Origin of the sequence: Hymenobacter sp. UYP22 (genome assembly GCF_040547285.1) — a bacterium.
Classification (GTDB): domain Bacteria; phylum Bacteroidota; class Bacteroidia; order Cytophagales; family Hymenobacteraceae; genus Hymenobacter.
The window spans coordinates 342,588-365,668 of record NZ_JBEPPK010000002.1 but is presented as its reverse complement, the minus strand read 5'-3'; the positions used below and the strand labels follow the sequence as shown (position 1 = coordinate 365,668).

At 60.3% G+C, this 23,081-nt stretch carries 23 protein-coding genes and 1 tRNA gene; 14 read left to right on the top strand and 10 right to left on the bottom strand.

Features of this window, described 5'->3' with window-relative positions; genetic code table 11:
* Window positions 1-18 precede the first annotated feature (18 nt).
* The gene (locus ABIB60_RS04960; RefSeq protein ID WP_354578131.1) at window positions 19-672 is read left to right on the top strand and encodes a T-complex 10 C-terminal domain-containing protein; all 654 of its coding nucleotides are present in this window, start codon (window positions 19-21) and stop codon (window positions 670-672) included.
* Between the two features lie 84 nt (window positions 673-756).
* Here the strand turns inward: ABIB60_RS04960 and ABIB60_RS04955 are convergent, their stop codons facing one another.
* The 3 genes from ABIB60_RS04955 to ABIB60_RS04945 form a co-directional block, all read right to left on the bottom strand.
* A complete protein-coding gene (locus ABIB60_RS04955; RefSeq protein WP_354578129.1) occupies window positions 757-2,097 on the bottom strand; it encodes a serine hydrolase domain-containing protein in 1,341 nt (446 codons plus the stop codon).
* Window positions 2,098-2,142: 45 nt separating this feature from the next.
* Complete coding sequence (locus tag ABIB60_RS04950) at window positions 2,143-2,847, bottom strand: LytR/AlgR family response regulator transcription factor (RefSeq protein ID WP_354578127.1); 705 nt, start codon at window positions 2,845-2,847, stop codon at window positions 2,143-2,145.
* A gap of 79 nt (window positions 2,848-2,926) precedes the next feature.
* Window positions 2,927-4,033 carry a sensor histidine kinase gene (locus ABIB60_RS04945; RefSeq protein WP_354578126.1) on the bottom strand — a complete coding sequence of 369 codons (1,107 nt, stop codon included), beginning with the start codon at window positions 4,031-4,033 and terminating at the stop codon, window positions 2,927-2,929.
* Between the two features lie 227 nt (window positions 4,034-4,260).
* Between ABIB60_RS04945 and ABIB60_RS04940 the strand changes: the two genes are divergently transcribed.
* The gene (locus ABIB60_RS04940) at window positions 4,261-5,586 is read left to right on the top strand and encodes an erythromycin esterase family protein (RefSeq protein WP_354578124.1); all 1,326 of its coding nucleotides are present in this window, start codon (window positions 4,261-4,263) and stop codon (window positions 5,584-5,586) included.
* Between the two features lie 119 nt (window positions 5,587-5,705).
* On the opposite strand, the gene ABIB60_RS04935 is transcribed toward ABIB60_RS04940, so the two are convergent.
* Together ABIB60_RS04935 and ABIB60_RS04930 are read right to left on the bottom strand one after the other, a co-directional pair.
* Window positions 5,706-6,782, bottom strand: coding sequence for a hypothetical protein (locus ABIB60_RS04935; RefSeq protein ID WP_354578122.1), 1,077 nt, complete (start codon window positions 6,780-6,782; stop codon window positions 5,706-5,708).
* 59 nt (window positions 6,783-6,841) lie between these two features.
* Window positions 6,842-7,711: an AraC family transcriptional regulator gene (locus ABIB60_RS04930; protein WP_354578120.1), complete on the bottom strand. Its 870-nt coding sequence runs from the start codon at window positions 7,709-7,711 to the stop codon at window positions 6,842-6,844.
* A gap of 139 nt (window positions 7,712-7,850) precedes the next feature.
* Here ABIB60_RS04930 and ABIB60_RS04925 point away from each other — a divergent pair, with 139 nt between their 5' ends.
* The 3 genes from ABIB60_RS04925 (at window position 7,851) to ABIB60_RS04915 (ending at window position 10,330) form a co-directional block, all read left to right on the top strand.
* Window positions 7,851-8,252, top strand: a complete 402-nt coding sequence (locus tag ABIB60_RS04925; protein WP_354578119.1) for a hypothetical protein — start codon at window positions 7,851-7,853, stop codon at window positions 8,250-8,252.
* A 200-nt stretch (window positions 8,253-8,452) separates the two neighbouring features.
* On the top strand, window positions 8,453-9,688 hold the full coding sequence (locus ABIB60_RS04920; RefSeq protein ID WP_354578117.1) for a tetratricopeptide repeat protein: 1,236 nt from the start codon (window positions 8,453-8,455) through the stop codon (window positions 9,686-9,688).
* Between the two features lie 144 nt (window positions 9,689-9,832).
* Window positions 9,833-10,330 carry a hypothetical protein gene (locus ABIB60_RS04915; protein ID WP_354578115.1) on the top strand — a complete coding sequence of 166 codons (498 nt, stop codon included), beginning with the start codon at window positions 9,833-9,835 and terminating at the stop codon, window positions 10,328-10,330.
* Window positions 10,331-10,493: 163 nt separating this feature from the next.
* On the opposite strand, the gene ABIB60_RS04910 is transcribed toward ABIB60_RS04915, so the two are convergent.
* Together ABIB60_RS04910 and ABIB60_RS04905 are read right to left on the bottom strand one after the other, a co-directional pair.
* Complete coding sequence (locus ABIB60_RS04910) at window positions 10,494-11,219, bottom strand: MBL fold metallo-hydrolase (RefSeq protein ID WP_354578113.1); 726 nt, start codon at window positions 11,217-11,219, stop codon at window positions 10,494-10,496.
* A 142-nt stretch (window positions 11,220-11,361) separates the two neighbouring features.
* Window positions 11,362-11,817, bottom strand: coding sequence for a DinB family protein (locus tag ABIB60_RS04905; RefSeq protein WP_354578112.1), 456 nt, complete (start codon window positions 11,815-11,817; stop codon window positions 11,362-11,364).
* Between the two features lie 142 nt (window positions 11,818-11,959).
* On the opposite strand from ABIB60_RS04905, the gene ABIB60_RS04900 reads away from it, so the two are divergent.
* The 7 genes from ABIB60_RS04900 (at window position 11,960) to ABIB60_RS04870 (ending at window position 19,362) form a co-directional block, all read left to right on the top strand.
* Window positions 11,960-13,402 (top strand): aldehyde dehydrogenase family protein, encoded by a 1,443-nt coding sequence (locus ABIB60_RS04900; RefSeq protein WP_354578110.1) that lies wholly within the window; start codon window positions 11,960-11,962, stop codon window positions 13,400-13,402.
* Between the two features lie 388 nt (window positions 13,403-13,790).
* Complete coding sequence (locus tag ABIB60_RS04895) at window positions 13,791-15,839, top strand: FAD-dependent oxidoreductase (protein ID WP_354578108.1); 2,049 nt, start codon at window positions 13,791-13,793, stop codon at window positions 15,837-15,839.
* A gap of 66 nt (window positions 15,840-15,905) precedes the next feature.
* Window positions 15,906-16,313 carry a hypothetical protein gene (locus ABIB60_RS04890; RefSeq protein WP_354578106.1) on the top strand — a complete coding sequence of 136 codons (408 nt, stop codon included), beginning with the start codon at window positions 15,906-15,908 and terminating at the stop codon, window positions 16,311-16,313.
* A 98-nt stretch (window positions 16,314-16,411) separates the two neighbouring features.
* Window positions 16,412-16,924: a hypothetical protein gene (locus ABIB60_RS04885; RefSeq protein ID WP_354578104.1), complete on the top strand. Its 513-nt coding sequence runs from the start codon at window positions 16,412-16,414 to the stop codon at window positions 16,922-16,924.
* A gap of 59 nt (window positions 16,925-16,983) precedes the next feature.
* Window positions 16,984-18,105, top strand: a complete 1,122-nt coding sequence (locus ABIB60_RS04880) for a DUF3616 domain-containing protein (protein WP_354578103.1) — start codon at window positions 16,984-16,986, stop codon at window positions 18,103-18,105.
* A gap of 54 nt (window positions 18,106-18,159) precedes the next feature.
* Window positions 18,160-18,678 carry an acyl-CoA thioesterase gene (locus ABIB60_RS04875; RefSeq protein WP_354578101.1) on the top strand — a complete coding sequence of 173 codons (519 nt, stop codon included), beginning with the start codon at window positions 18,160-18,162 and terminating at the stop codon, window positions 18,676-18,678.
* A gap of 126 nt (window positions 18,679-18,804) precedes the next feature.
* Window positions 18,805-19,362, top strand: a complete 558-nt coding sequence (locus ABIB60_RS04870; protein WP_354578099.1) for a type 1 glutamine amidotransferase domain-containing protein — start codon at window positions 18,805-18,807, stop codon at window positions 19,360-19,362.
* A gap of 96 nt (window positions 19,363-19,458) precedes the next feature.
* Here the strand turns inward: ABIB60_RS04870 and ABIB60_RS04865 are convergent, their stop codons facing one another.
* Entirely contained in the window at window positions 19,459-19,983 is a 525-nt protein-coding gene (locus ABIB60_RS04865) for a DUF6992 family protein (RefSeq protein ID WP_354578097.1), read from the bottom strand.
* A gap of 54 nt (window positions 19,984-20,037) precedes the next feature.
* The gene (locus tag ABIB60_RS04860) at window positions 20,038-20,736 is read right to left on the bottom strand and encodes a porin family protein (protein WP_354578095.1); all 699 of its coding nucleotides are present in this window, start codon (window positions 20,734-20,736) and stop codon (window positions 20,038-20,040) included.
* Between the two features lie 208 nt (window positions 20,737-20,944).
* Between ABIB60_RS04860 and ABIB60_RS04855 the strand changes: the two genes are divergently transcribed.
* Both ABIB60_RS04855 and ABIB60_RS04850 read left to right on the top strand, forming a co-directional pair.
* Window positions 20,945-21,022, top strand: a tRNA-Val gene (locus ABIB60_RS04855).
* Between the two features lie 95 nt (window positions 21,023-21,117).
* A complete protein-coding gene (locus ABIB60_RS04850) occupies window positions 21,118-22,026 on the top strand; it encodes a histone deacetylase family protein (RefSeq protein WP_354578094.1) in 909 nt (302 codons plus the stop codon).
* A 247-nt stretch (window positions 22,027-22,273) separates the two neighbouring features.
* Here ABIB60_RS04850 and ABIB60_RS04845 read toward each other — a convergent pair whose 3' ends face one another.
* Window positions 22,274-22,978 carry a methyltransferase domain-containing protein gene (locus tag ABIB60_RS04845; protein ID WP_354578093.1) on the bottom strand — a complete coding sequence of 235 codons (705 nt, stop codon included), beginning with the start codon at window positions 22,976-22,978 and terminating at the stop codon, window positions 22,274-22,276.
* Between the last annotated feature and the right edge of the window lie 103 nt (window positions 22,979-23,081).

Here is a 23,081-nt window from a genome sequence, read left to right as displayed (position 1 = left end):
TTTTACTCTGACAAGCACATGAATAAGTCCCTGCTCTTTCTTTCTGCCGCCGCTACCCTGGCGGTAGCTTCCTGTACCCAGGATAAGCCCGCCGCCGTAGATGCCGCCACTACCCCCGCCGCCGATACGGCCGTGGTAGTGAACGATGCCAACATGGCCACCGACACGGCCGCTTACCGCACCGAGGCCGACCACCTCGCCGCCCGCATTGCCGACGACCTGAAACTGACCGATACGGTGGTAGTAACCCAGGTAACCAACACCTACTACACCCGGGGCCGCCGCCTCAACGAAGTAAATACCCGCTACACCACCGACACGACCGGCCGCTACGCTGCCCTGCGCCAGGTAAACGACGAAACCGACCGCCAGGTAAAGACCTACGTCTCGGAGCCCCAGTACAATACCTACGCCTCCAACCGCGGCACCTACTACGATGGCACGCCCTACACCACTACTACAGTAGTTACTAGCCGCGAAACCACGCCCGCCCGCCCCAAAGGCCCGGCCATTGTGAAGTACGACAAGAAGAAAAACGGCGAAACCAAGATTGAGTACGCCAACGGCAAAACCGTGAAAATTGACAAAGACGGCGACACGAAAGTGGAGTACCCCAACGGTACCAAAGTGAAGCGCGACGCCGACGACGGACAGGTGAAAGTGAAGAAATAAGCTTCCTGCCATTACCACTTACCACAACGGCCCCACCTGGACTTTCCGGGTGGGGCCGTTTAGCATTTTCAGAGTAGCTGCCGGCTACTGGCGGGTGAACAGGAAGTGGTTAGCTCCCTGGTGCAGTGTAAAGGTGTGGGCCACCGCATCAAACTCCATCGTAATGCCGGCGGTGCTGTACACGAATGTGGTTTTGGATTTGGCCGTGAGCGGGAAGGGACTCTGGCCGGTAGCCTGGGCCATGAGGGTATTCTGGGCGGCCGTGATGCTGATTTTTAGGGGCATTTGGGCACTGGTGTACTCGCCCACAAAGGCGCTAAGCTCGGCCGCCGTGAGGGTAAGTCCATTAAAATCGGGTAGGGGGTAGGGCTTGTTGAAGTAAATAGCCAGAGCCCCGATTACCAGATCATTCACGCTATAGCCACTGGCCACTCCGTTCCCGCAGTAGGCAATGGTGAGCTTATCGGCAGGGAAGTAGGTGAGGGCCGAGCGGTACCCATCAATGCTGCCGAAGTGGCCATAGCCCTGCTTGTTGCTGAACGGTATCAGACTCAGACCTTTGCCGTAGCCATCCTGCAGCGTCTGCATGAGCTGTAGCGTGGCCGGCTTTACCAGCTTGCCCGCATATAGGCCTTCAATAAAGCGCGTGAGGTCGGCGGGGGTGGAGGTAATGGCCCCGGCCCCACTGGGAATGCTCATATCGGTTTCCCGCTGTACCTGCCAAGTAGCCCCATCCCACATAAACGAGGCCGCTTCGTGCTTTTTGCTATCAATGCGGCCGCCATAGTAGGTGTCCCGCAGGGCCAGCTTACCGGTAATGCGCTTTTGCAAGGCCTGGGCGTAGGGCTGCTTGGTAAGCTTTTCCACCAGGTAGCTCAGCACCACATAGTTGGAGTTGTTATACGCATACTTGGTTCCGGGCGCAAACTCTACGGGCCGGGCACTGATGATGGCCAGCAGCTCGGCCTGGGTTTTGGGCTGGGTCATGTACTGCCCATAGGCCGGGTCGCGCGTGAAATCGAAGAGGCCGCTGCGGTGGTGCAGCAGGTGGTCGACGGTGATGGTGGTGGCGTTGGGCAGCATCGGAAACCAAGTGGCAATAGGGGCATTCAGCTTCAGCTTGCCTTCTTCCACCAGCTGCATCACCATAGTGGCCGTGAACGTTTTGCTGATGCTGCCAATGCGGTAGCGCGTGGTGGTGGTGGCCGGCACGCCCGGCTGCTCGGGCCCGATGGCACGGCTATACACCACCTGGCCGTTCTGGGTCAGCTGCAGGCTACCAGCCAGCTTGTGGTTGGTATCCAGAATGGTGAGCAGGCTGTCGAGCTTGGCCTTGTTGAACGTGGGTGCCGGGGCCGTCTGGGCCGAGGCGGTGACGGCCCAGAGCAGAGGCAGCGCCAGCAGGGAAAGGGATTTACGCAGCATATAAGTAGGGAATAAGTAGGAGACAATAGGAAAGCAAAAGAGACACTATTTCTTGAAATAGGCCAGCAAATCGGCCCGGTGCGAGTTGCCGATGGGCAGCAGCGTATTGTCCAGCAGCAGCACGTTATCGGGCTGGAGCATGCGAATGTGGGCGGCGGCCACAATAAAGGAGCGGTGCACCCGCAGAAACGGCTGGCCCAGCACTTCCACCATTTCCTTCATGGTGTGGTGCAGCAGGTAGCTTTTGGTGGCCGTGGTAATTTTCACGTAGTCCTTGCAGCCCTCTACGTACACAATGTCGCGGTGCGGGACTTTCAGCAGGCCCTGGCGCTCCTTTACCAGCAGGTATTTCTCGGTGGTGCTATCGGCGGGCGGGGCGGGTTGGGTGGCGGGCAGGCGGGCTACGGCTTTCATGAACCGCTCGTAGCTGAAGGGTTTGAGCAGGTAGTCCAGCACATCCAGCTCGTAGCCCTCGTAGGCGTACTCCCGGTAGGCGGTGGTCAGCACGGTTTTGGGCGGGTGGGTGAGGCTTTTCAGGAAGTTCAGGCCCGTTACCAGCGGCATTTCAATATCCAGGAACAGTAGGTCTACCGGGTGCTGGGCTAGGTGCTCGTAGGCTTCCATGGCGTTGCGGCACTTACCCGTGAGCGTGAGGCCCGGCGTCTGGCCAATAAACTGGGTGAGCACCTGGTGGGCCAGGGGCTCATCATCCACAATCAGGCAACGGACGGGAGCAGGCGTAGTAGTCATACTTGAGGAAGTAAGTAATGGGTGGTAATCGAAGGAAGTAAGCTTGCCATGCTAAGCAGAGCTGAAGCCTGACGGACGGTTAAATTTGGAGTGTGAGCTCGGCGCGGTAGCGGCCGTTGTGCTCAGTGAGGTGCAGCTCGTGGGCGTTGGGGTAATACAGGTTCAGGCGCTGACGAATGTTCACAAGGCCAATACCGCCGCTGCGTTTGGCCGAGGTGGCCGGCGCTTCGGGCAGTAGGTCATTTTCGATGAGGAAGTGCAGACGGCCGGGCGTGGTGGTTAGGGTGGCCTCCACGGCGGCAGCATCAGTGAAGTGGTGGCGGCCGTGCTTGAAGCTGTTTTCTACCAGCGGCAGCAGCAGCAGGGGAGGTACCTGCACGCCCGCAGCCTCGCCCACAGCCCTGAACGTGACCCGGGCTCCGGCGTACTTGCGCTGCTCCAGCTCAAAGTAGTTCTCCAGAAACGCCACCTCCTCGGGCAGCGGAATGCGGGCCTTGCCACTATCATAGAGCACGTAGCGCATCAGCTCCGAGAGCAGCAGAATAAAGCGGGGCGTTTCCGGGGAGCCCGCCAGGCTGAGGCCGTAGATGCTGTTGAGCGTGTTGAAGAGAAAGTGGGGCTGCAGCTGGGCCTTGAGCTGCTCCATTTGCAGGGCCAAATGGTCTTTTTCGAGGTGGCGGCGGCGGTATTCCTGTTCAAAAGCGGCCCGCATAAACGCCACGCAGCTGAACGTAAGCAAATCAGTGAACAGCAGGCTGATATAGGGCTGGGCCCGCGTGAGTAGGCTGGTGGTTGCCTCCAGGTAGCCCGCGTGGTAGTAAGCGGCCAGCTCGGGCGGGCTGGCCATGTGCTGAAACGTGCCGTGGGCCAGCGCCATGTTCAGCTTGATGCCCCACCACAGATACGCTACCGAGCCCAGAGCCAGCAGCAGGTAGCGCCGCCGGCGCAGCAGGGCTGGCACCAGCCCCCGGTAGTACGGAATGATATAGAGCGTGGCCGCTACCGCAAACAGCATCAGCTGCGGATGCGGCAAGTTGGACTCCGGGTTGGGCCTGGCCTGCATAGACACCACCATGAACCCATTGTACTTGTACAGGCCCACGTACAGCGCCCACACCAGCCCCTCAAATATAAGCGGGAAGCGGCTGGGCCGGTCGGAGGCAGACGTGAAGGAGGGGAGTTGCATGGGGCCAAGTTGGCGGATTTTCCGACCGTCCGCTGCATGCCTGGGTCCGGATTTCGACCAACGGGGGTGTTTTTTTCGACCAAAAAACCGGCCCGTCCGCTTCGTCGCTTCGCGGCCCGCCGTGGTCTAAAAAAGCTTCTTTCCGCCGGCTCAGGGCTATTCCTTTGTGTCGTTGCCAGTCGCTGAACGGCCGGCCTTTCCCCCGCCACCTCCTTTCTCCGGTTCCCATGAAAACCATTCTCCGCTCCCTGTTTGCTGCCGCTTTGCTGACTTCCACCGCTGCCACGGCCCAGACTGCACCCGCTGCACCAGTTGCTGCCCCCGACACGGCTCGCATCATCCTCGATGCTTCAGTCGTGAATGCCCTGAATACTCAGAGCTATTTCCTCTTCCGCCAGAGCGTGCAGCCGCTCATCAAGCAAATGCGGGGCAAAAAAGTGGTGGCGTTAGGCGAAGGCACCCACGGCACGGCCGAGTTCTACAAGCTGCGGTTCTGGCTTACCCGCATCCTGATGGAAGAAGAAGGCTTCAACCAGGTTGCTCTCGAAAATACCTACGCCGACTGTTTCCGCCTCAACCAGGCCGTGCACTCCGCTGCCATCGACGACCTGAAGCCGCTCATGAAAAAGCACCTGCTAAGCATGTGGCAAAACCGTGAAACCGAGGAAATGCTCAACTGGATGCACGCGTACAATACCACTCACCTGCGCAAAGTGGAGCTTAGGGGCATTGACGCCATGTTTGGTACCACGGCCGCCGAGCTGCTGCGCGAACAGCTAGCCTACTCAACGCCCGAGATAAAAGCCCTGGCCGAGCAACTGGTGCAGCACACGCAGTACCAAGACAAGGTGTGGCAGAACCTCAATGACCGGAGCATTCCTTTTAAGCGCCCCGAAATGCTGGCCAACGGCTGGGCCGGTTACGAAGCCACTGCCAAGCTGGAGAAGGCCCTGGCCGGGGTCAAGCTTACCCGGCATCAGCAGCCGGTAGTGGCCGGAGCCCTCCAGAACCTGCACCACTACTTCGATACTTTCTACCAGCCCAAAATAAACAAGCACGAGTCGTCGCGCGACAGCCTGATGGCCGAAATGACCCGGTTTCTGGTGCGCGACAAAGGCAGCAAAGTCATTGTGTGGGCGCACAATGCGCATATGTCGCGCCGCCTGGCCGTACCCGGCGACAACAACGGCGGCGGTACCGGCAAGTTTCTGGAGCGCATGTTTCCCGGGCAGTACTATGTGCTGGCTACCTCCACGGCTACGGGCTCGGTAGCCGCTACAACGCACAATTTTATTTCGCCGCTTAGCCCCATGACCTCCTACCCGCTCGAAGCACCTATAGCCGGTTCCTGGGAAGCCAGTCTGCAGGCCCTCACGCCCCCAGTACTGTACGTGACCACCAAACAGCTGCAGGCGCAGGATGTGCGCCGTCCGCACCGGCTGGTTGGCTATAGCTCCGACAGCGGTAAGAATTCCTATTATCCCTTTAAGCTGTCAGAAGCCTACGACGCCCTGCTGTTTGTGCGCACTACTACGGCCGCCACACCCCTGTAGTCCTATTTATTGTATTATCTGGATCAAGGTGTAGATATCAATTAGCTTACGATGTATACAAAAGCCTCCGGTGGTTATACACTGGAGGTTTTTTCCTTTCAAACCAACCACAACCCCTGTTACCGCAGCACGCCGTATCCCCGCAGCTCCGCATCAATGCGGCGGTTCCAGCGCTCCTGGGCGGCTGCGTCGATGCCGCCGTGGGTTTCCTGGTCGTATTGGTCCTGCAGGTGGTTCATTTCGGTGAAGGACTTGAGATATTGCCAGCCCAGGATGCTGTTGAAATCATCCACCGTGAGGCTGTCAGGGGAGGCTTTGCGCCGGAATCGTTCTACCACCAAGCGCACAATATCGAAGTGGCGCTGCTCGTGGTTAAGGTTGTAGGCCGTACGCTGCTCGGGCGCCACCCAAGAAGAGCTGCGCACCATAAACACCTTCAGCCGAATGTTCAGGTCAATTACTCCGTTGTTAAGCCGAGGCCAGCCCTGGTACGCAAAGCTGGAGTACACGGCCGCCGCGTATTTGCCCTTCGAGCGGGGTGTCCCGGTAAAGTCGTTCCAAGAAAGCGGGCGGTTTGGGTCGTAAAAAACCGTGTCCTGCTCCGTTTGGTGGGTGTCGTAGCTAAAAGTGGGGCGCACGGCCGTAGCCAGCCGGGCATCCTGCTGCACGGCCTTCGTCAGCCACTGCTGCAGATACCCAAATGCGCCCTGCAGGTTTTGCTGTAGGGCCGCCTCCACGGCGGTGCGGTCGGTGAGGGGGCGCTGGTAACGCGCCCCGCTGCGGTACTCGGTAAGTGTGTGGGTGCGGCCTTCCGGGTTCTGCCAGTCGAAGGCCAGCCGCACGGTAAGTTGCCCGGCCGCCTGCCGGTTGGCAGTCGGCACTTCCTGCACCCGGCATTCCAGCACCCGTATTGCTACCCGGTACCGTGCCGACGCCGCAGGTAAGCTGCGCGCCGCAAACTGCCGCAGCGCCGCTTCCGTGCCGCCCTGCAGCTCCACGGGCTGCACCGTGGCGGAAGTGGGCGTCAGCAACCAGGCCACCGCCGGCCGCCCCGGCCGTTCGTCGCGCACGGCCCCCACCGAAAATAGCGGGTTAGCCACCGGAAACGGGGCAGCTTGCAGCACCAACGGTTTTTCGGGCGCGGCAGGCAGCAGCCGTTGCAGGGAGAAAAAGAACGTGAACAGGAAAGCCAGCATCTACCCGGGTAGACACTGGCTTTTCCTTGCTTGTTCCCTCGTGCCCCACACTTCCGGCTCTACTTGCCCATGCGCTGGCGGCGGTACTCGGTGGGGCTTTGGCCGGTGAACTTGCGGAAGGTTTTGTTGAAGTGGGACAGGTTGTTAAACCCACAGGAGTAGCACACTTCCGTCACGGCCAAATCATCATCCAGGAGCAGGCGGCAGGCCTGGCCCACCCGGTATTCCTGCAGGAAATCGGTGAGCGTATGGCGGGTCATCTTTTTGAAGTACCGGCAGAAGGCTGGTACCGAGAGGTAGGCCACATCGGCTACTTCCTGCACCGAGAGGTTGGCGCGCTGGTAGTGCTGCTCCACAAATTGGTACACCCGGCTCAGGCGCTGCTGTTCCTTGCCACTCAGGCCCTGACCCCCGGCACCGGCATGCAGCGGCTGAATATCGGTGGCCGGGGCCTGGGCCAGCTGCTGCAACACTTGCAGCAGCAGCAGCAGCCGCATGAATGGCGGCGCGCCCAGCAGCTGCCGTAGCGTGGGGCCCACGGCCGTGCGCGTGGCGCCCCCAAACGACAACCCCTCGTGGGAGCGGGCCAGCAGTTGCCGGATGGCGGCCAGCTCCGGCTTCTCCCAGAAATCGGGGCCCAGGAAGTCGCCGCGCAGCTGTACCACGATTTCCTCGAAGGGTGCCCCTACCGGCTGGCCGTAGCTGAAGGTAAGGTGGGGCAAATCGGGCCCGATGAGCACCAACTCGCCTTCCTCGAAGCGGGAAATGTGCTGCCCGATATGGCGGCGGCCGTGCCCCTGCGGGATGTACACCAGCTCATACTCAGGATGATAATGCCAGAGCAGCTCGGCCTTGCTGACCTCAGTGTAGTGCAGGAGAGTAAAAGAGCTGTCAACCGTTGGGTGGATGGGTTCAAATTGGAGTTTCACGGAGCGGTAATGCCTCAATGGCTTGGTGGGAACGTGAAATTAACACATTTGGTCAATAAGGCACCAAAAAAGGCGAACCGGGCAGTGGTTTTTCGCGTATTTCACCCTGACCTTTGAAAAACTGAATCACGCTGCCCATATGAAACTTCTAACCACTTGTCTGCTGACCCTTACGCTGTTGGCCCTGTTGGTAGTTGGCTCCCATGTGGCCAAAGCCCAAACGGCTGCCAGTACCCCGGCCGCCGTGGAAGTTCGCAGCAAGCAGGTAGCGCGTTACCTGGCCGCAGCGCTGCAGCTTTCGGGCAAGCAGCAAAAAGCCGTGGAGCGTAGTAGCCGCACGTATTTTCAGCAGCTGAGCACTCTGGGTGAAAGCCCGGAGCGGCCCGGGCTGGTTGCCGCCTCCGCATCGGAGCGCACCTTACCCAGCCCGGCGGCCTTGCAGGCTGAGCAAACCTATGAACAAACGCTGGCGCGGATTTTTACGCCCGGTCAGTACAACGCATATAGCTGGCTTACCCGCCAGCCCGTAACCAGCCGCTAGGCCGGTTTTTCGGAACAGACATCCAGCGGCTTTGGGTGGGAATTTTAGCCGCTGGCCGTTTCCTGAGGGCTTTTGGCACTTGGTAAACGCTAAAGAGGTTGAGGCTGTGGGAGCTTCAGCCTCTTTTTTTTGTTTCGGCACGTATGATAGGTCGCGTCTCCCGCCCGAATCCTGTATACTAGAAGCTCCAAGCTGTACTTATGCGTCTCTTTTTGCTCGGCTGTCTGATGCTCTTCGCCCTTACGGCGCAGGCGCAGCAGCCCGATACTGCCCGCTCCTCCCGGCAAATTGACCTTTCTAACATAGACGTAGCGCCGGCTGCCGTTGATATTTCGGGCTGGCTGTTGCTGGACAAGGATATCCAGACAGAACTCGAAGGAGCAGTATTCAACATCTACAACTTCAAGCACGACCGGGCCGAGCGGCAGTTCCGCAGCTTACGCCGCCGCTATTCCAGCCACCCCATGCCCTACTTTTTGCTGGGCCTGACTACGTGGTGGAAAATCATGCCCAGCAACCTCACCAACGAGCAGTACGACAAGGTATTTCTGGCCTACATGGATACGGCCATTACCAAAGGTGAGGCCCTGTACAAAGCGGATAAAAAGAACTACGAAGCCTGTTTTTTCCTGTCGGCGGCCTATGGGTTTTCGGCCCGCCTGCACTCGGAGCGGCACAACTGGCGCAAGGCCACTTTTGCCAGCAAAAATGCCCTCGATTACCTGGATAAAAGCAAGGAAGCCAACGGCCTGAGTCCGGAATTTCTGTTTGGCCAGGCCCTGATCAACTACTATGCACCCTGGATTTCCGAGAACTATCCGCTGCTGAAACCGGTGCTCATCTTCTTCCCCAAAGGCAATAAAAAGCTGGGGTTGAGCCAGCTGCGCGGCGTGGCCGCCAATGGGTTTTATACCGCGCCGGAGGCCAAGGTGTTCCTGATGAAGATCTTGCAGAATCAGGAAAATAAGCCGCAGGAGGCATTGCCGCTGGCCCAGGCTATGGCCACCACCTACCCCGACAACGGGTACTTGCAACGCTTCTATGCTCTAATGAGCTACCAGGTAGGCGACTTGCGCGAGTGTGAGCGCACCAGCCGCGACATTCTGGACAAAATTAACCGGGGGCTGCCGGGCTACGAGGGTATTAGTGGGCGCTACGCCACGTTCTTTCTGGGTAGCCTGATGCAGAACCAGTACAAGGACCTCGTGAAGGCCAAGGAGTATTACCAGCGGTGCGTAGTGTTTTCGGAAAGCACCGGCGACACCAAGCAGGGCTTCTACTTATACGCTTTGCTCAATCTGGCCCGCATAGCCGACAAGCAGCAAGTGCCGGCCGAGGCTAGCCGCTACTACAAAGAGGTGCAGCAGAAAGCGGAGCGCAAATCGGAAGCGTACAACGAGGCGCAAGCGTATTTCAGGAAGAAAAAGAAGAAGTAGAAAATGCCGTTTAGGCCGGTAATCTGCGGCGGTTACAGGGTGCGCCGGGCGCTTGGTCGACAAACAGCCTTGGCTAAGCCAAAGAGCTGACTGGCTGATGGGAAGAAGCGTATCTTCGGGTATACGCACATTTTCGACCTGCCCATGAAAACGGCTCAGATGGACGCTACCCGCGCGGTTGTCCGCTACAACAGCCGGCACCGCCTGCTCCGGCTGTGGCGCCCGGCTGGGATGGGGGGCGCGCATCTGGCGGCTTCACTGGAGGTGTTGCTGGTAGCAGTAGGCCGCTACCAGGCCCGGCAGCTGCTACTCAATATGCAGCAGCTGCCCCCCATCAGCCCCGACATGCAAACCTGGCTTCAAACTAACTGGCTGCCCCGCCTGCGACAGACGGAGTTGCGGCGGCTGGCAGTGCTGCTGCCCGCTGAAGTGTACAACCGCATGGTGGTGGAAGGGCTGCTGCTGGCTTCTGCCCACCGGGTGCTGCCCTACGAAGTGCAATACTTTTCGGAGTTGTCGGCCACGCTGGATTGGCTGATGAACGCGGAGCTGCCCAGTAAGGAGCAAGATTGGCGCTTGTTCCGGCAAACGCCCGCGCTGGTGCGGTGCCGCCGGTTGCGCTGGAGCCGACAATCTGCCTAGGCATTTCCGGTTTGCTATTTTGGCGTGTCTTTGAGCTTGAACACACTTGCGTATTGCCAGATAAAGAAGGTGCGCTGTGCGGCTACAGTGCAGGGAACGGGAGAGAACAGGTTGCTAGCTGCGGGCGTCCTGCTTTCTGCCTAGCATAAAACCCTGGCCGGCCTCAGCGCCGCCCGGCTGCAGTGGTCTGGCTTGGCACCGGGGCCGGCTTGCGGTGAACGGGGGCTTTAAGCTGCTGCTGCGTGCGTTCCAGCAAAGCCAGGCTGCCCACCGGGCCGTGGGCCGGTACCACCACGCGGGCCCGCTGGTAGCGCCCCGCCAGGTTGCGGATGGTAGCCGCCCACTGCTTGCGGGCAGTTGGATCGGTGGGTAAGGGAGTTGCGGGCGGCTGCGCCAGTACCAGCTCGCCCCCGTACAGCACTTTATACTTCGGCAGCCAGGCCACTACATTATCGGGGCTGAAGCCGGGACCAGGGAAGAACAGCTCCAGCCGGGTGCGCCCCGCCCGAATAACGGTATACGGCTGCAGGGCTGGGGTAAGTGCCGGCGCCTGCGGATGCCCCAGTTGCCAGCGCCGGGCCGTGAGCGGACTACTATACACCCGCACCCGATGCTGCCGGAATACGGCCAGGGCCTCAGGGGTGGCGGCCTGAGCATGGGTAAGTACCAGCAGGCGTATGCGTTGGTGCAGGCTGTCGGTAGCCCACCGGATGAGCTGTTCGGCCTGCCCGGCGCTACTGGCCGCATCTACGGCCAGCAGGCCCTGGTGCGTTTGCACCAGCAGGCCATTGCTGGGCCCCTGGCCACCAAGGGTGCTGGGCACAAACACATGGGGCGCTACCGGGCGTACGCGCAGGCGGGGGTGAAGCGGGGTGGGGGCAACCGGCAAACCGTGGCCCGGTAAACTCAGCAGAACAAGGCCAATTACCAGCGTACAATACCGCTGGGCACTACTTAGGGGTACTTTCAACATGCACACTTCAAACGACGAAGCTCCCCTAACGAGCTACCGCCCCAAAATAGTGCCCGCTCTAGCGGAGCGTCCGGGCCAGTAGCTGCTGTACATGGTGTTCCAGATGCACCGTGTAATCTTCCATCAGCCAGCGCAGCGTTACGGTGTAGCCACTTTCGTACGTGCACCGGAACGCGTGAGCCTCAGGCGGAACCCGCGCAATCAGCCGGATCAGTTGTTGGTTGTAGACTGTCCAGAGAGTCAGCAAATCAGCCAGCGGCGTATGCTGGTAATGGGCGCAGCGCACCCAGGCATCTTGGTCGTAGGGCTCAATAAGCAGGGGCTCCGGCTGCGTGAGGGCCAGCACAAAGCGCCGGTGGTTGTTGGCGGCTGAATCAATGAGGTGCCCCAGAATCTCGTGGCGCGACCATTTTCCCGGGGCAGAGGGCTCCAAAAGCTCCGAGCTGGAAAAAGTGGGCAACACTTCATTCAGTAGCTGGAGCAGCTCCTGCACCCGGTGACACACCTGTAGCATAGCAGAAGTTCAAAAAGGAGGCGTTGGCGGAGAGGGAGGTACTTGCCAAACAAGTGGACAAAGATGGTGGTATGCGGTTGGAACTTGGCAGCAGTGTGGTACTTTTTATCCGCTTTTCTTTCTACTGTTCAGCTTATTGCTCATGCCCGATACCCCGGCTTTTGCTCCCTCATCCTTCCAGCCCCCCATTGCGGAGCTCTTCAGCCGGCAGCGGGGCCGGGCCGAAGCCCTGCGCCAGCAGCCCGTTGAAAGCCGGGCCGCCCGCCTGCGCAAGCTGGGCGCCTGGATTGCCGACAACCGCGCCGCCATTCAGCAGGCCCTGTACGCCGATTTTCGCAAGCCTACCGCCGAAACGGACGTGACCGAAATCTGGTCTTCGCAGACGGAGCTGAAGCATACGTTACGCCACCTCAAGCAGTGGGCCGCCCCGCGCAAAGTAGGCACGCCCCTGGCTCTGGTAGGCACGCGCGGGTGGGTGCAGGCCGAGCCCAAAGGAGTCTGCCTCATTATCGCGCCCTGGAACTACCCGTTTTACCTGGCCATCGACCCGCTGATTTCGGCATTGGCGGCCGGTAATTGCGTTATCATCAAGCCCTCCGAAATGACGCCCACGGTGGCCAGCCTGCTCAGCCGCATGTGCCGGGAGTTGTTTGACCCCGCCGAGGTAGCGGTGGTGGAAGGCGACAAGGAAGTAGCTACCCAGTTGCTGGCTCTGCCCTTCGACCACATCTTCTTCACGGGCAGCCCCCAGGTGGGTAAAGTGATAATGCGCGCCGCCGCCGAGCACCTCACCAGCGTGACCCTGGAGCTGGGCGGCAAAAGCCCCGCCGTGGTGGACGACAGCGCCGACCTGCGCGACGCGGCCGAGAAAATTGTGTGGGGCAAGGGCATCAACGCCGGCCAAACCTGCGTGGCCCCCGATTATGTGCTCGTGCACGAACAGGTACGCGACCAACTGGTGGAGGAAATTCGTCAGGTGATTGGGCGGTTTTACGCTCCCGGTGGGCAGCCGGTAGCAGCCTCGGCCTCATTTGCGCGTATTGTAAACGATGGTCATTTTGCCCGCCTGGCCAGCTTACTGGCTGAGGCCCGGGAGCAGGGCGCCACGGTAGCCGTGGGTGGCGCTTCGGATGCAGAAGTGCGCTTTCTGGAACCTACCGTGCTGGTAGATGTGCCCCTGGAAAGCCGGGTAATGCAGGAGGAAATATTCGGGCCGCTGCTGCCTATCCGCACGTTCCGGACGCTCATGCAGGCCGTGGATGAGGTGAACTCCCGGCCGCGGCCCTTGGCGCTCTACGTTTTCACCCAAAGCCAGGAAAACCAGCAGTACCTGTTGCAGCACATTCCGGCGGGCGGGGCCTGCGTCAATGAAACCATTCTGCACCTGGGCCACCCCGAGTTGCCCTTCGGTGGCTTTGGCAACAGCGGCCTGGGCCGGGCCCACGGCCACGCGGGTTTTCTGGCCTTCAGCAACGAAAAATCGGTGCTGAAGCAGCGCGTGGGGCGCACGGGCCTCAAACCCATCTACCCGCCCTACACGCCCCAGGTGAAAAAAATGATTAACTGGCTGGTAAAATGGCTGTAGCGGTGAATTTGTGAAGTGGTGAATTTGTGTGGTGGGTAGACGAAACCGCACTATCTACATTATACGACGGGCGAAAAGCCGTGCGACGGTGCCTTGGGATGATGGAAGCTGTGTATAAAGTCGGTGCTTTTATAATTTGACTGTCCTCCTGAGTGCAGCGAAGGATCTTATCAAGCCAGAACAGCTCGTTCAGAAGTAATAAGATCCTTCGCTGCACTCAGGAGGACAGTTTCTCCCCAGCTTCATGATCCGGGTGGTAAGCTCATGAAATCACCATCCTTCTATTTCGTATGCAAGCCGAATACTTTCGGGAAAAATGACGAACTTTTAGAGCCCGGTTTAGCGCTAGGGCTGCCTGTTAGTTTGCCGTTGTTTGTTCCCGCCCGTTATGCAGTTTACTGCCGCCCAATGCGCTACCCTGCGCGCCCTTGCTGATACGTTTATCCCGAGCCTGCCCCCACCTGTCAACGCTCCCGATGCGGCGTACTGGACCCGCCGCGGCTCCGAGGGTATAGACTTGGATAAGCTGGCGGCGGCCATTGCCGCGCAGCCGGCTGGGGCTCAGCGGGAGTTTCGGCAGCTCCTGCTCTTGCTTGATACGCCGGCGCTCGGGCTAGCCTGGCTGGGTCCGTTGCGGCCTTTTGCGCGCCTGGAGCCGGAGCAGCGAGAAAAGCTGCTGCAGAGCTGGGAGGCCTCACCGCTGCCCCAGCTGCGCAAGGGGTTTCAGGCCCTGCGCAAGCTGTGCATGTTTCTGTATTACGGCGGCTCTACGCCCGAGCAGGGCCGGTTTGTGTGGGAGCACATCGGCTACCCCGGCCCCCAGGCCACCGATGAGCCGGTAATGGCCGAGAAGCCCCTGCATGTGCTGCGCCCCACCCACGACGTGCGCTACGACTGCGACGTGCTGGTAATTGGCAGCGGGGCGGGCGGCGGGGTAGTGGCCGGGGAGCTGGCGGCGGCCGGCCACAGCGTGCTGGTGCTGGAAAAAGGTCCCTACTTCCACGGCCCCGATTTCACGCAGAGCGAGGTAGACATGCTGGGAGCCCTCTACGATGCCCGCGGCACGCTCACTACGCAGGATGGCAGCATTGGCCTGCTGGCCGGCTCCTGCCTGGGCGGCGGTACCACCATCAACTGGGCCGGCTCCTTCCGCACCCCCGAATACGTGCTGGAGGAGTGGGCCCGGGAGCACGGGGTGCCGCATTTTATGGCTGCCTCGTTTCGGGATAGTCTGGATGCCGTGAGCAGGGTGCTAGGGGTGAATACCGACTACCCGCGCCACAATGGCCAGAACCAGGCCCTGCTGGAAGGCTCTCGGCGGCTGGGGCAGGAGGTAAAGCTGATTCCGCGTAATGAGCGCCACCCCACTGATTCCGACCAGCATTTTCGGGGGTTGGGCTACAGCTGTTTTGGTGACCGGTACGGCGTAAAGCAGGGCACGCTCAACACCTATCTGCAAACTGCCTTCGCGCACGGGGCCCGCCTCCTGTGCGATACGCAGGTGGAGCGCGTGACTGTTACCCAAGGCCAGGCCACCGGCGCCGAAGCCATGTACACCGGCCCCGATGGCCGCCGGGTGCAGATAACGGTGCGGGCGCGGCGAGTGGTAGTGGCGGGCGGAGCGGTCCAAACGCCGGCCCTGCTGCTGCGCAGTGGCCTGCGGCACCCGCATTTGGGTCAGCACCTGCATCTGCACCCTACGGTAATAGTTTCTGGCCTGTATCAGCAGCCTATTGAGCCCTGGCACGGTCCCATGATGTCGGTGGTGAATGATACGTTTACCCGCCTAGATGGCTCCAACTTTGGGGTAAAGCTGGAAACGCCGCCCGCCCACCCCGGCCTGATGAGCATGGTGCTGCCCTGGCGCTCGGGCCGGCAACACAAGGAGCTGATGCGCCAGGCCGCGCACCTGGGCTCCTTTATTGTGCTGACCAGGGACCGGAACGGCGGCCGCATAACCGTAGACCGCCAAGGTGTCCCGCTCATTCAGTACACGCTCAGCGACTTTGACCGCCGCCATCTGCTGCGGGGCGTGGCGGCGGCAGCCGACATTCATGTGGCGGCCGGGGCCCACACGGTGCTGCTGCCCCACGGCTCCTTACCCATTGTGCGGGCCGAAAACGGCCAGGTGCTGAACCCGGAAGTACTCAGTAGCCTGCCGCACCTGAGCTGGAAAGCCAACCAGTTCGGTCTGTACAGCGCCCACCAAATGAGCACCTGCCGCATGGGGGGCAGCGCGGCTACGCACCCAACCAGCCCTACCGGGGAGCTGTACGAAGTGCGCAACCTATTTGTGGCCGATGCCTCAGCGTTTCCGGCCTGCAGCGGCGTGAACCCGATGCTCACGGTTATGGCCCTGGCTCACCACACGGCCCAGCATTTGAAAAGCAGTATGCTAACCGGGGCCGGAGCAGGGGCCGTGGCGGCAGTAAACTAAGTGCCGGTCTGTACCCGTTGGCCGGGTTTTCGCGTAGGGGAGGGCACACTGCTTTCCTCTACTCCCATGTACACCTCCCGCTTTCCCCTGGCCGTGTTGCTGGCCGCCAGCTTACTGGCCGGCTGCGCCCGTCGTAACAAGGCCAATATTCCGGTGGCCTCAACGCCGGCCCCGGCCCCCGTGGTGGCCCCCACCGCCGCCCGCGACCTGACCGATGTGCTGACGGAAGAGTTGAACCTCACCACCGAGCAGCGCACCAAAGTGCGGGCCGTATTCACGAGCACCACCGAGCAGGCCAATGCCGCCAAGCAGCGCCTGGGCAGCAACCGGCCGGCGCTACTGGCAGAGCTCAAGCGCATCAACACCTCCTCCGAGCAGGACCTTAAAACCATTCTGACGCCTACGCAGTACCAGCAGCTCAAAACCAAGCAGCGCCAGGTGCAGGCCCAGATGCAGGCGCGCCGGGCTCAGTAGCTCAACCGCAGGCAACCCTTTCAGCACGAGCATCATCTGAACCAGCAAGGCCTGCCGAAAGACGGTGGGCCGAGTTGGTCTTTTTATGTTGGATGCAGATGAAAACCAGTGTATTTGTCCTGCTGATGGGACTGCCGGCCGTTGGGTGGGCGCAAGCAACCCCCTCGTCGGCCGCGTTGGCCCAGCGGATTAACCAGCTCATGCGCGACCCCAAAGAGCCGGATACGGAGGTGCGCGTAGCTTTTTCTGATTGCCACTTCACCCAGATTATTCGGAAATACCGCTCCCAACCGGCCAACACTACTACCACGGTGCAGGTAAGCCACCAGAAAAACGGCGGCGAATGGGCTGTACGCTCAGATGAAAAGGTGGAGTTTGAGCTGAAGCTGGGCTCCGACTGGCAGCAGATAACGGAGCTAACCTACGCACCCGCTCACCGCAAGAACACCAACGAGCTGTACTATCAACTCAAAATCAAGCGGGAACGCAAGGAAAAAGGCAGCTCCAACATCACCAATTTTGAGCTGCCCCTGTACACCACCAGCGAGGCCACGGTGCAGACTCTGGTGCGGCAGCTCAACCAGCTGCGGAGCAACTGCAGCGGGCAGTAGCCTCAACTTTTTGCGGGTAGCTGCGTTGCGGGCACACTAGCGTTTATCTATCTCCTGCCATGCGTACCCAACCCTATACTCTCCACTTCAACCCCAAGCTCAGCCTGAACGAAGCGGGCAAACACGTACGCGACGGCCTCTCCACAGTGCTGCGCACCGGCGACAACCTGTGGGTCAGCTGCGACGAACGGACCTCTATTGAGCGGTTGCGCCTTACCGGAGCCCGTGAGTTTGGGCAGCATTGCCGCTACCAGCTGGCCGACTTGCTGGACCTGACCAATGAAGCCGCCGACGTGGAAATTGACATTGAGGGCCTGGGCGAGAGTGACCATTACCTCTGGATTATTGGTTCCCATAGCCTCAAGCGCAAACAGCCCAAGCCCGATGATGCTGATGTAGCCAAGCAGATTGCCCGGCTGGCGAAGGTGGAGGAGGAACCCAGCCGCTACCTGCTGGCGCGGGTGCCCCTGCTGCTCAACCCCACCACCGGCGACTATGAGCTGCACAAGGAAGCGCCCCATCCCACGCAGGTGGGCCAGGTGCTGCGGGCTGCCCAGCTTCGTGCCTCCGATACCACCAACGACCTGCTGGATTTATTGGCCCAGGATATCCACCTGAAATTGTTCATGCAGATTCCGGGCAAGGACAATGGGTTTGATATTGAGGGACTGGCCGTAGCGCCCGATGGGCGGCTGTTTATTGGCCTGCGCGGGCCGGTGCTACGGGGCTGGGCCGTAGTGCTGGAGGTGCTGCCCCGCGAAGACAAGCACGGCCGCTTGCGGCTAGCGGAGCTGGAAGGCGCCACCGAGAAATTCTACAAGAAACACTTCCTCGACCTGGGCGGCATGGGCCTGCGGGAACTACGCCAGCAGGGCCCCGACCTGCTGCTGCTGGCCGGTCCCACCATGGACCTGGATGGCACCATTGCCGTGTACCGCTGGCCCGATGCACTCCGCTGCCCCCAGGATAGCCTCATTGGCCCCACTAAGCTGCAGCGGCTCTTTGATGTGCCCCACGGTAGCGGCCCCACCGCCGGCCAGGATAAAGCCGAGGGTATGGCCCTGCTCGATGCAGAACACGTGCTGCTGGTATTCGATAGCCCCACTGACGCCCGCAAGCCCGCGCCCCACCAGGTAACGGCCGACGCGGTGAAGCTGCCGCCGGCGCCTTCGCAACCATAGCGCTACCTTGGCGGTTGACGTTTTTTCTTTTGGCCTGACCTTTCTGCCGCATCTATGGCTGCTCCCCTATTAAAAACCCCTGAAACGCTGCACCGTGTGCGGTTTCAGGAATGTGATATGCTGGGCCACCTCAACAACGCCCGCTACCTCGATTACTTTCTGAATGCCCGCGAAGAGCATGCCCTCCAGCACTACGCCCTCAACCTAGGCGCCCTGGCCCAGGAAGCGCGGGCCACCTGGGTAATTACCAAGCACCAACTGGCTTATCTGCGGCCGGCTAACCACGGCGAGCAGGTGCGCATCCGTACCCAAATCATCCACTTCGACAACTCCAACCTAGTAGTGGAAATGCTGATGCTGAGCGAGGACGGCCTGCGCCTGAAGGCTGTGCTATGGTCGGAAATGGCGTTTGTGAAGGTGCCCGGCGGCACCCGCACCGAGCACTCCGATGCCCTAATGGATTTGCTGGAGCAGTTAGACGTAGAGGAAATTGACTATGACCCGGATGGCTTTGATGAGCGGGTGAAGCGCCTGCGCAAGGAGTTAAAGCGGGAGCGGCAGGAGCAGGACTAGCTCGGCCGGAATGCCATAATTCTGCGTCAACCGCCCTGCTTAAAACTCGTTAAAGAAGAACCGGAAGCGCCTCAGGCCTTCCGGTTTTTTTATTCCTGACCCGCTACATTTTAATTCCCTGAACACATGAGCATTTTTGGCAGCGACGACCTGAAAGGCAAGAAAATAGCCATTGTAGCCACCGACGGTTTCGAGCAGTCGGAGCTGGAGAAACCCAAGAAGTACTTGGAAGGCGAAGGCGCCGAAACCCACGTCATCTCCCTGAAAAGCGGCTCCATTAAGGGCTGGGACGAAAAAGATTGGGGTGAAAAAGTGGACGTGGATAAAGTAATTGGCGACGTGAAAGTGGCCGACTACGACGCCTTGGTACTGCCCGGCGGCCAAATGAACCCCGATGTGCTGCGTACCAAGCCGGAGGTAGTAAGCTTCGTGAGCGAGTTTGCGCGCTCGGGCAAGCCCGTAGCCGCCATCTGCCACGGCCCCTGGGTGCTGATTGAGGCCGACGCCGTGCGCGGCAAGCAGGTAACCAGCTGGCCCAGCCTGCAAACCGACGTGAAAAACGCCGGCGGCCGCTGGATCGACGAAACTGTGGTAGTAGATGGTAATATCATCACCAGCCGCAACCCCCAGGATATCCCGAACTTCAACGAGAAAATTAAGGAAGCTCTGGTAGGCAAGAAGTAAGTCCTGGACTGCCCTCTGGGCAAGCCCCTGGCAAAGCGGCCCCACCGACCTTGGTTGTCGGTGGGGCCGCTTTTTGCGTCTTAGTTAGCGGTTTAGCTAGGTATTCAGGGCCAGTAGCTGGGCCGCATACCGGTGATACACGGCGTAAAAGCCCAGGTCGAAAAACAGCAGGAAACCACCTTGTAGCAACACCGAGCGGCTGTAGCCTGCCATGCGCTCCGGGCGGGCGGCGGTGGCAGCCCGCCCGCGCAGCCATTGTCCAAGGCCTATATAGCCCACATCGAGAGCCGCGTTCAGCAGCAGTATGTTCTCGAAGTGAGTTTGCGCCGCCAGGCTTTCGGGGAGGGTGAGGCCGGCTACTTGTTGAGGATGGGCACTCAGGATGCCCCACACGGCCAGCAGCGCATTTACCACGTTCCAGGCCACATTCATCAGGTGGAAGTGGTGTGCGGCCGTTCGTGTATCGGTGCGGGCTACGTGGTACCCACTCACTACCAGGTTCAGCAAGGCCCAGGCTCCCAGCACCCCCATGCCCCGCTCGGCCAGCAGCTCACGGGCGTGGTTGATGAGGGGCAGTTCAGCGGCAGTCAGCATAAGTAAGGTGAGCAGGAAGGTGGACACACAAAAAAAGGAAGCCCCGGAAGGCTTCCTTTTCTGTAACCAGATACCAGCAGCTTAGTTGGAAATACCAATGCCCAGGTACACCTGGAACATACCGTTTTTGATGTTGCTGATGGCTGTTTGGCCAGTCCGTGACAGGTTCTGGTCCTTGATAATATCGGCGAAGCCAGCAGTGTAGCGGCCACCCAAGCGCGCCGGCCCGATGCGGGCTTCCAAACCAGCCGCCACGCCATAGTCGAGGCTGCTGTAGCTGTAGCCGTACACGTTGTTTTCGTCGGCAATTTTGCGCTCCGTACCACCTTCCTTCACCTTCGTGAGCAAAGAAACCTGGGGGCCTACGTGCACGCTCACATTGTCGAGAAAGTTGTATACGAGCAGTACGGGTACCTGCACGTAATCGAGGCGGGTGGTATAGGTGCCGGTAGGAGCCGTGGAGGCTGGGCTGTCACCCTTGAAGCCCTGACGGCTATAGAGTACTTCCGGCTGCACCGAAAACTTCTCGGTAACGCCAAACTGCGCGTATGCGCCGACGTGGAAGGTGTTATAAACCGCCTCGTTGCTGAAGTTTTTCTTATCGTCGCCGCGGAAGTTGGAGGCCGTAAAGCCGCCTTTGATACCGAAACCGTTGTTGCGGGAATCGGAGGTGCCGGGTGAGTAATCGGTGGAAGAGCGGACGCCGCTGGGGCCGTTGGTTTGGGCCATAGCCGTGGCGCTAAGCGCGCAACCAGCCAACAGGAGTGCAAAGTGTTTCATAAGGGGTGGAAACGGTGGTTCGGGAGGAGAGAAAGTCAGTGCTAACCAACAAACCCGGCAGCATCTGTAAGGCGCTATACTTACCCGCGCTCAGAAGGTTACAGCCGCTTCCGGGTAAAAGACAAAATTTTATGTAGCTGCCAGCGTGCTTATCAGGCCCGGAAAAGTATCTTTGGCCCTTTACGGCCGCCGCCAGCCGGTTTTGTGCGGGGTGTTAGCTCAGCTGGTTCAGAGCACTACCTCGACAAGGTAGGGGTCATCGGTTCGAGCCCGATACGCCCCACCAGCAAAACCACCCGAATCCGAAAATAACCGCCCCTATGGCGGTTATTTTTGTGTGAGCCTGGCCGTAGCCGCCGGCCTTGCGTAGGTGTGCGCTGTATGCTCTCCATTGCCTGGGCGCCCCTCTATGCCCACCCACTGCCCGACAACCACCGCTTCCCCATGCTCAAGTATGAGCTGCTGCCCGAGCAGTTGCTGCGGGAAGACATAGTGCCGGAAAGTGCTTTTTTTACCCCGGTTTCGCCCCCAGTTGAGGATGTGCTGCGCGTGCACGAGGCCGACTACTACCACTGCCTGCACAACGGGCACCTGACCCGGCACGAGGAGCGGGCCACTGGTTTTCCCTGGAGCCCCGAGCTGATTGCGCGCGAAACCACCATTCTGGGTGGTACGCTGGAGTGCGCCCGCCGAGCCTTACAGGGTGGAGTGGCCCTGAACATTGCGGGTGGCACCCACCACGCCTTCCGGGACCGGGGTGAGGGTTTCTGCTTGCTAAACGACCAGGCGGCAGCGGCGGCTTACCTACTGGCGGACCCCGCCCTGGGCGTGCGCCGGGTGCTGATTGTGGATCTGGATGTGCACCAGGGTAATGGGACGGCCAGCATTTTTGCCCAGGAGCCGCGGGTATTCACCTTCAGCATGCACGGGGCCCGCAACTACCCCCACCGCAAGGAACACTCCGACCTGGACCTGGCACTGCCCGACGGTACCGACGATACCACTTATCTGGCTCTGCTCCAAACCACCCTGCCCCGTCTGCTTGAGGAGCACCAGCCCGACGTTGTGTTCTACCTGAGCGGCGTGGATGTACTGGCTACCGATAAGCTGGGCCACCTGAGCCTGAGCCCCGAGGGCTGCCGCCAGCGCGACGCCTACGTGCTGGGCCTGTGCCACCAGCACCGGCTGCCGGTAGTGGTGTGCATGGGTGGGGGCTACTCCCCCCGCATTGCCGATATCGTGAATGCCCACGCCGCTACCTTCCGCGTAGCCGCCGACTTATGGCTGTGAATGGTGAGTTAGTGATTTACGAGTTGATAGTGTGTGGAAACTGCTTGGAACGTCATGCTGAGCTTGCCGAAGCATCTCTACCGCTGACCAACTCCTGATTTGGGAGAACGAATCAGTAGAGATGCTTAAGCCAGCTCAGCATGACGTTCTTTTTGTGTGCTGTTTACCTAACTCAGGTAAGATCCACATAGGCTGTGAGTTATTGCCGATGCAACGTGCAAGAAGCCTATTCTGTAAACCTGCTGTATTACCCAAGTACCACCTGCCAGCGGAACGCCCAGCGCCAGTGCAGCTCGTAGCGCGTGATGCCGGCCGCTGCTAGTAGCTGCTGCCAGTCAGTGCGGGTGAAGGCGCGGGCTACGGACAGGGGCGCATCGTGGCGTACCAAGCGGGAGCCGCCCAGCAGCCGCGTGAGGGTCTGAATGCTGTAGTAGGCCAGCGGGTGGCGGTGCAAATCGTTGATGATGACGGCCAGACCGGCTTGCTGCTGCCACTGCGCCAGCATGCGGGCTAGTTCTGCATCCGGGAAATGGTGGCAGAACAGGCTGGCTGTCAGAATATCAAATGGCTGCTGCCGGAACTCCGGGGAGAAAATATCGGCTTGCACAAACCGGATTTCGGGATAGTCCTGGCACTTCTGGCGGGCGTATTCCAGCATGAAAGCGTTGGCATCAACTCCCGTCAGCTCCACGGCAAGGCCTTGCTGCCGCGCCCAGCGCGCAATCTGGCGCAGGGTGTCGCCGCCGCCGCTGCCCAGGTCGGCAATGCGCAGAGGACGGTCGGTGGGGTAGTGTGGGCGCAGCCGCGCCAGGGCGTTCAGGACCGGCGCGTAGCCGCCTAGCCAGGTGTTAATGGTTTCCAGTTCATCCAGGTTTTGCCGGAGCTCATCCGAGGCCAGGGTCAGGTCGTCCATCAGCTCCGGCTGGGTGGCACGCCGGCTAAAATCGGGCATGAGTGAGTGTGAAAAATGTGAAGGATGAGGAAACCGGGGCAGTTATTCCAACCCCGGCGGGCATTGAGCACGGAAGAAGGATGTTAGCTGGAACGATAATCCC

Bases quoted from the DNA above. Each gene is read 5' to 3' on its own strand.
- ABIB60_RS04940 (WP_354578124.1), top strand. From the start codon at position 4,261: ATGAAAACCATTCTCCGCTCCCTGTTTGCTGCCGCTTTGCTGACTTCC.
- ABIB60_RS04845 (WP_354578093.1), bottom strand. From the start codon at position 22,978: ATGCCCGATTTTAGCCGGCGTGCCACCCAGCCGGAGCTGATGGACGAC.
- ABIB60_RS04960 (WP_354578131.1), top strand. From the start codon at position 19: ATGAATAAGTCCCTGCTCTTTCTTTCTGCCGCCGCTACCCTGGCGGTA.
- ABIB60_RS04875 (WP_354578101.1), top strand. From the start codon at position 18,160: ATGGCTGCTCCCCTATTAAAAACCCCTGAAACGCTGCACCGTGTGCGG.
- ABIB60_RS04945 (WP_354578126.1), bottom strand. From the start codon at position 4,033: ATGCAACTCCCCTCCTTCACGTCTGCCTCCGACCGGCCCAGCCGCTTC.
- ABIB60_RS04890 (WP_354578106.1), top strand. From the start codon at position 15,906: ATGTACACCTCCCGCTTTCCCCTGGCCGTGTTGCTGGCCGCCAGCTTA.
- ABIB60_RS04920 (WP_354578117.1), top strand. From the start codon at position 8,453: ATGCGTCTCTTTTTGCTCGGCTGTCTGATGCTCTTCGCCCTTACGGCG.
- ABIB60_RS04885 (WP_354578104.1), top strand. From the start codon at position 16,412: ATGAAAACCAGTGTATTTGTCCTGCTGATGGGACTGCCGGCCGTTGGG.
- ABIB60_RS04880 (WP_354578103.1), top strand. From the start codon at position 16,984: ATGCGTACCCAACCCTATACTCTCCACTTCAACCCCAAGCTCAGCCTG.
- ABIB60_RS04895 (WP_354578108.1), top strand. From the start codon at position 13,791: ATGCAGTTTACTGCCGCCCAATGCGCTACCCTGCGCGCCCTTGCTGAT.
- ABIB60_RS04915 (WP_354578115.1), top strand. From the start codon at position 9,833: ATGAAAACGGCTCAGATGGACGCTACCCGCGCGGTTGTCCGCTACAAC.
- ABIB60_RS04955 (WP_354578129.1), bottom strand. From the start codon at position 2,097: ATGCTGCGTAAATCCCTTTCCCTGCTGGCGCTGCCTCTGCTCTGGGCC.
- ABIB60_RS04870 (WP_354578099.1), top strand. From the start codon at position 18,805: ATGAGCATTTTTGGCAGCGACGACCTGAAAGGCAAGAAAATAGCCATT.
- ABIB60_RS04850 (WP_354578094.1), top strand. From the start codon at position 21,118: ATGCTCTCCATTGCCTGGGCGCCCCTCTATGCCCACCCACTGCCCGAC.
- ABIB60_RS04950 (WP_354578127.1), bottom strand. From the start codon at position 2,847: ATGACTACTACGCCTGCTCCCGTCCGTTGCCTGATTGTGGATGATGAG.
- ABIB60_RS04860 (WP_354578095.1), bottom strand. From the start codon at position 20,736: ATGAAACACTTTGCACTCCTGTTGGCTGGTTGCGCGCTTAGCGCCACG.
- ABIB60_RS04935 (WP_354578122.1), bottom strand. From the start codon at position 6,782: ATGCTGGCTTTCCTGTTCACGTTCTTTTTCTCCCTGCAACGGCTGCTG.
- ABIB60_RS04905 (WP_354578112.1), bottom strand. From the start codon at position 11,817: ATGCTACAGGTGTGTCACCGGGTGCAGGAGCTGCTCCAGCTACTGAAT.
- ABIB60_RS04925 (WP_354578119.1), top strand. From the start codon at position 7,851: ATGAAACTTCTAACCACTTGTCTGCTGACCCTTACGCTGTTGGCCCTG.
- ABIB60_RS04900 (WP_354578110.1), top strand. From the start codon at position 11,960: ATGCCCGATACCCCGGCTTTTGCTCCCTCATCCTTCCAGCCCCCCATT.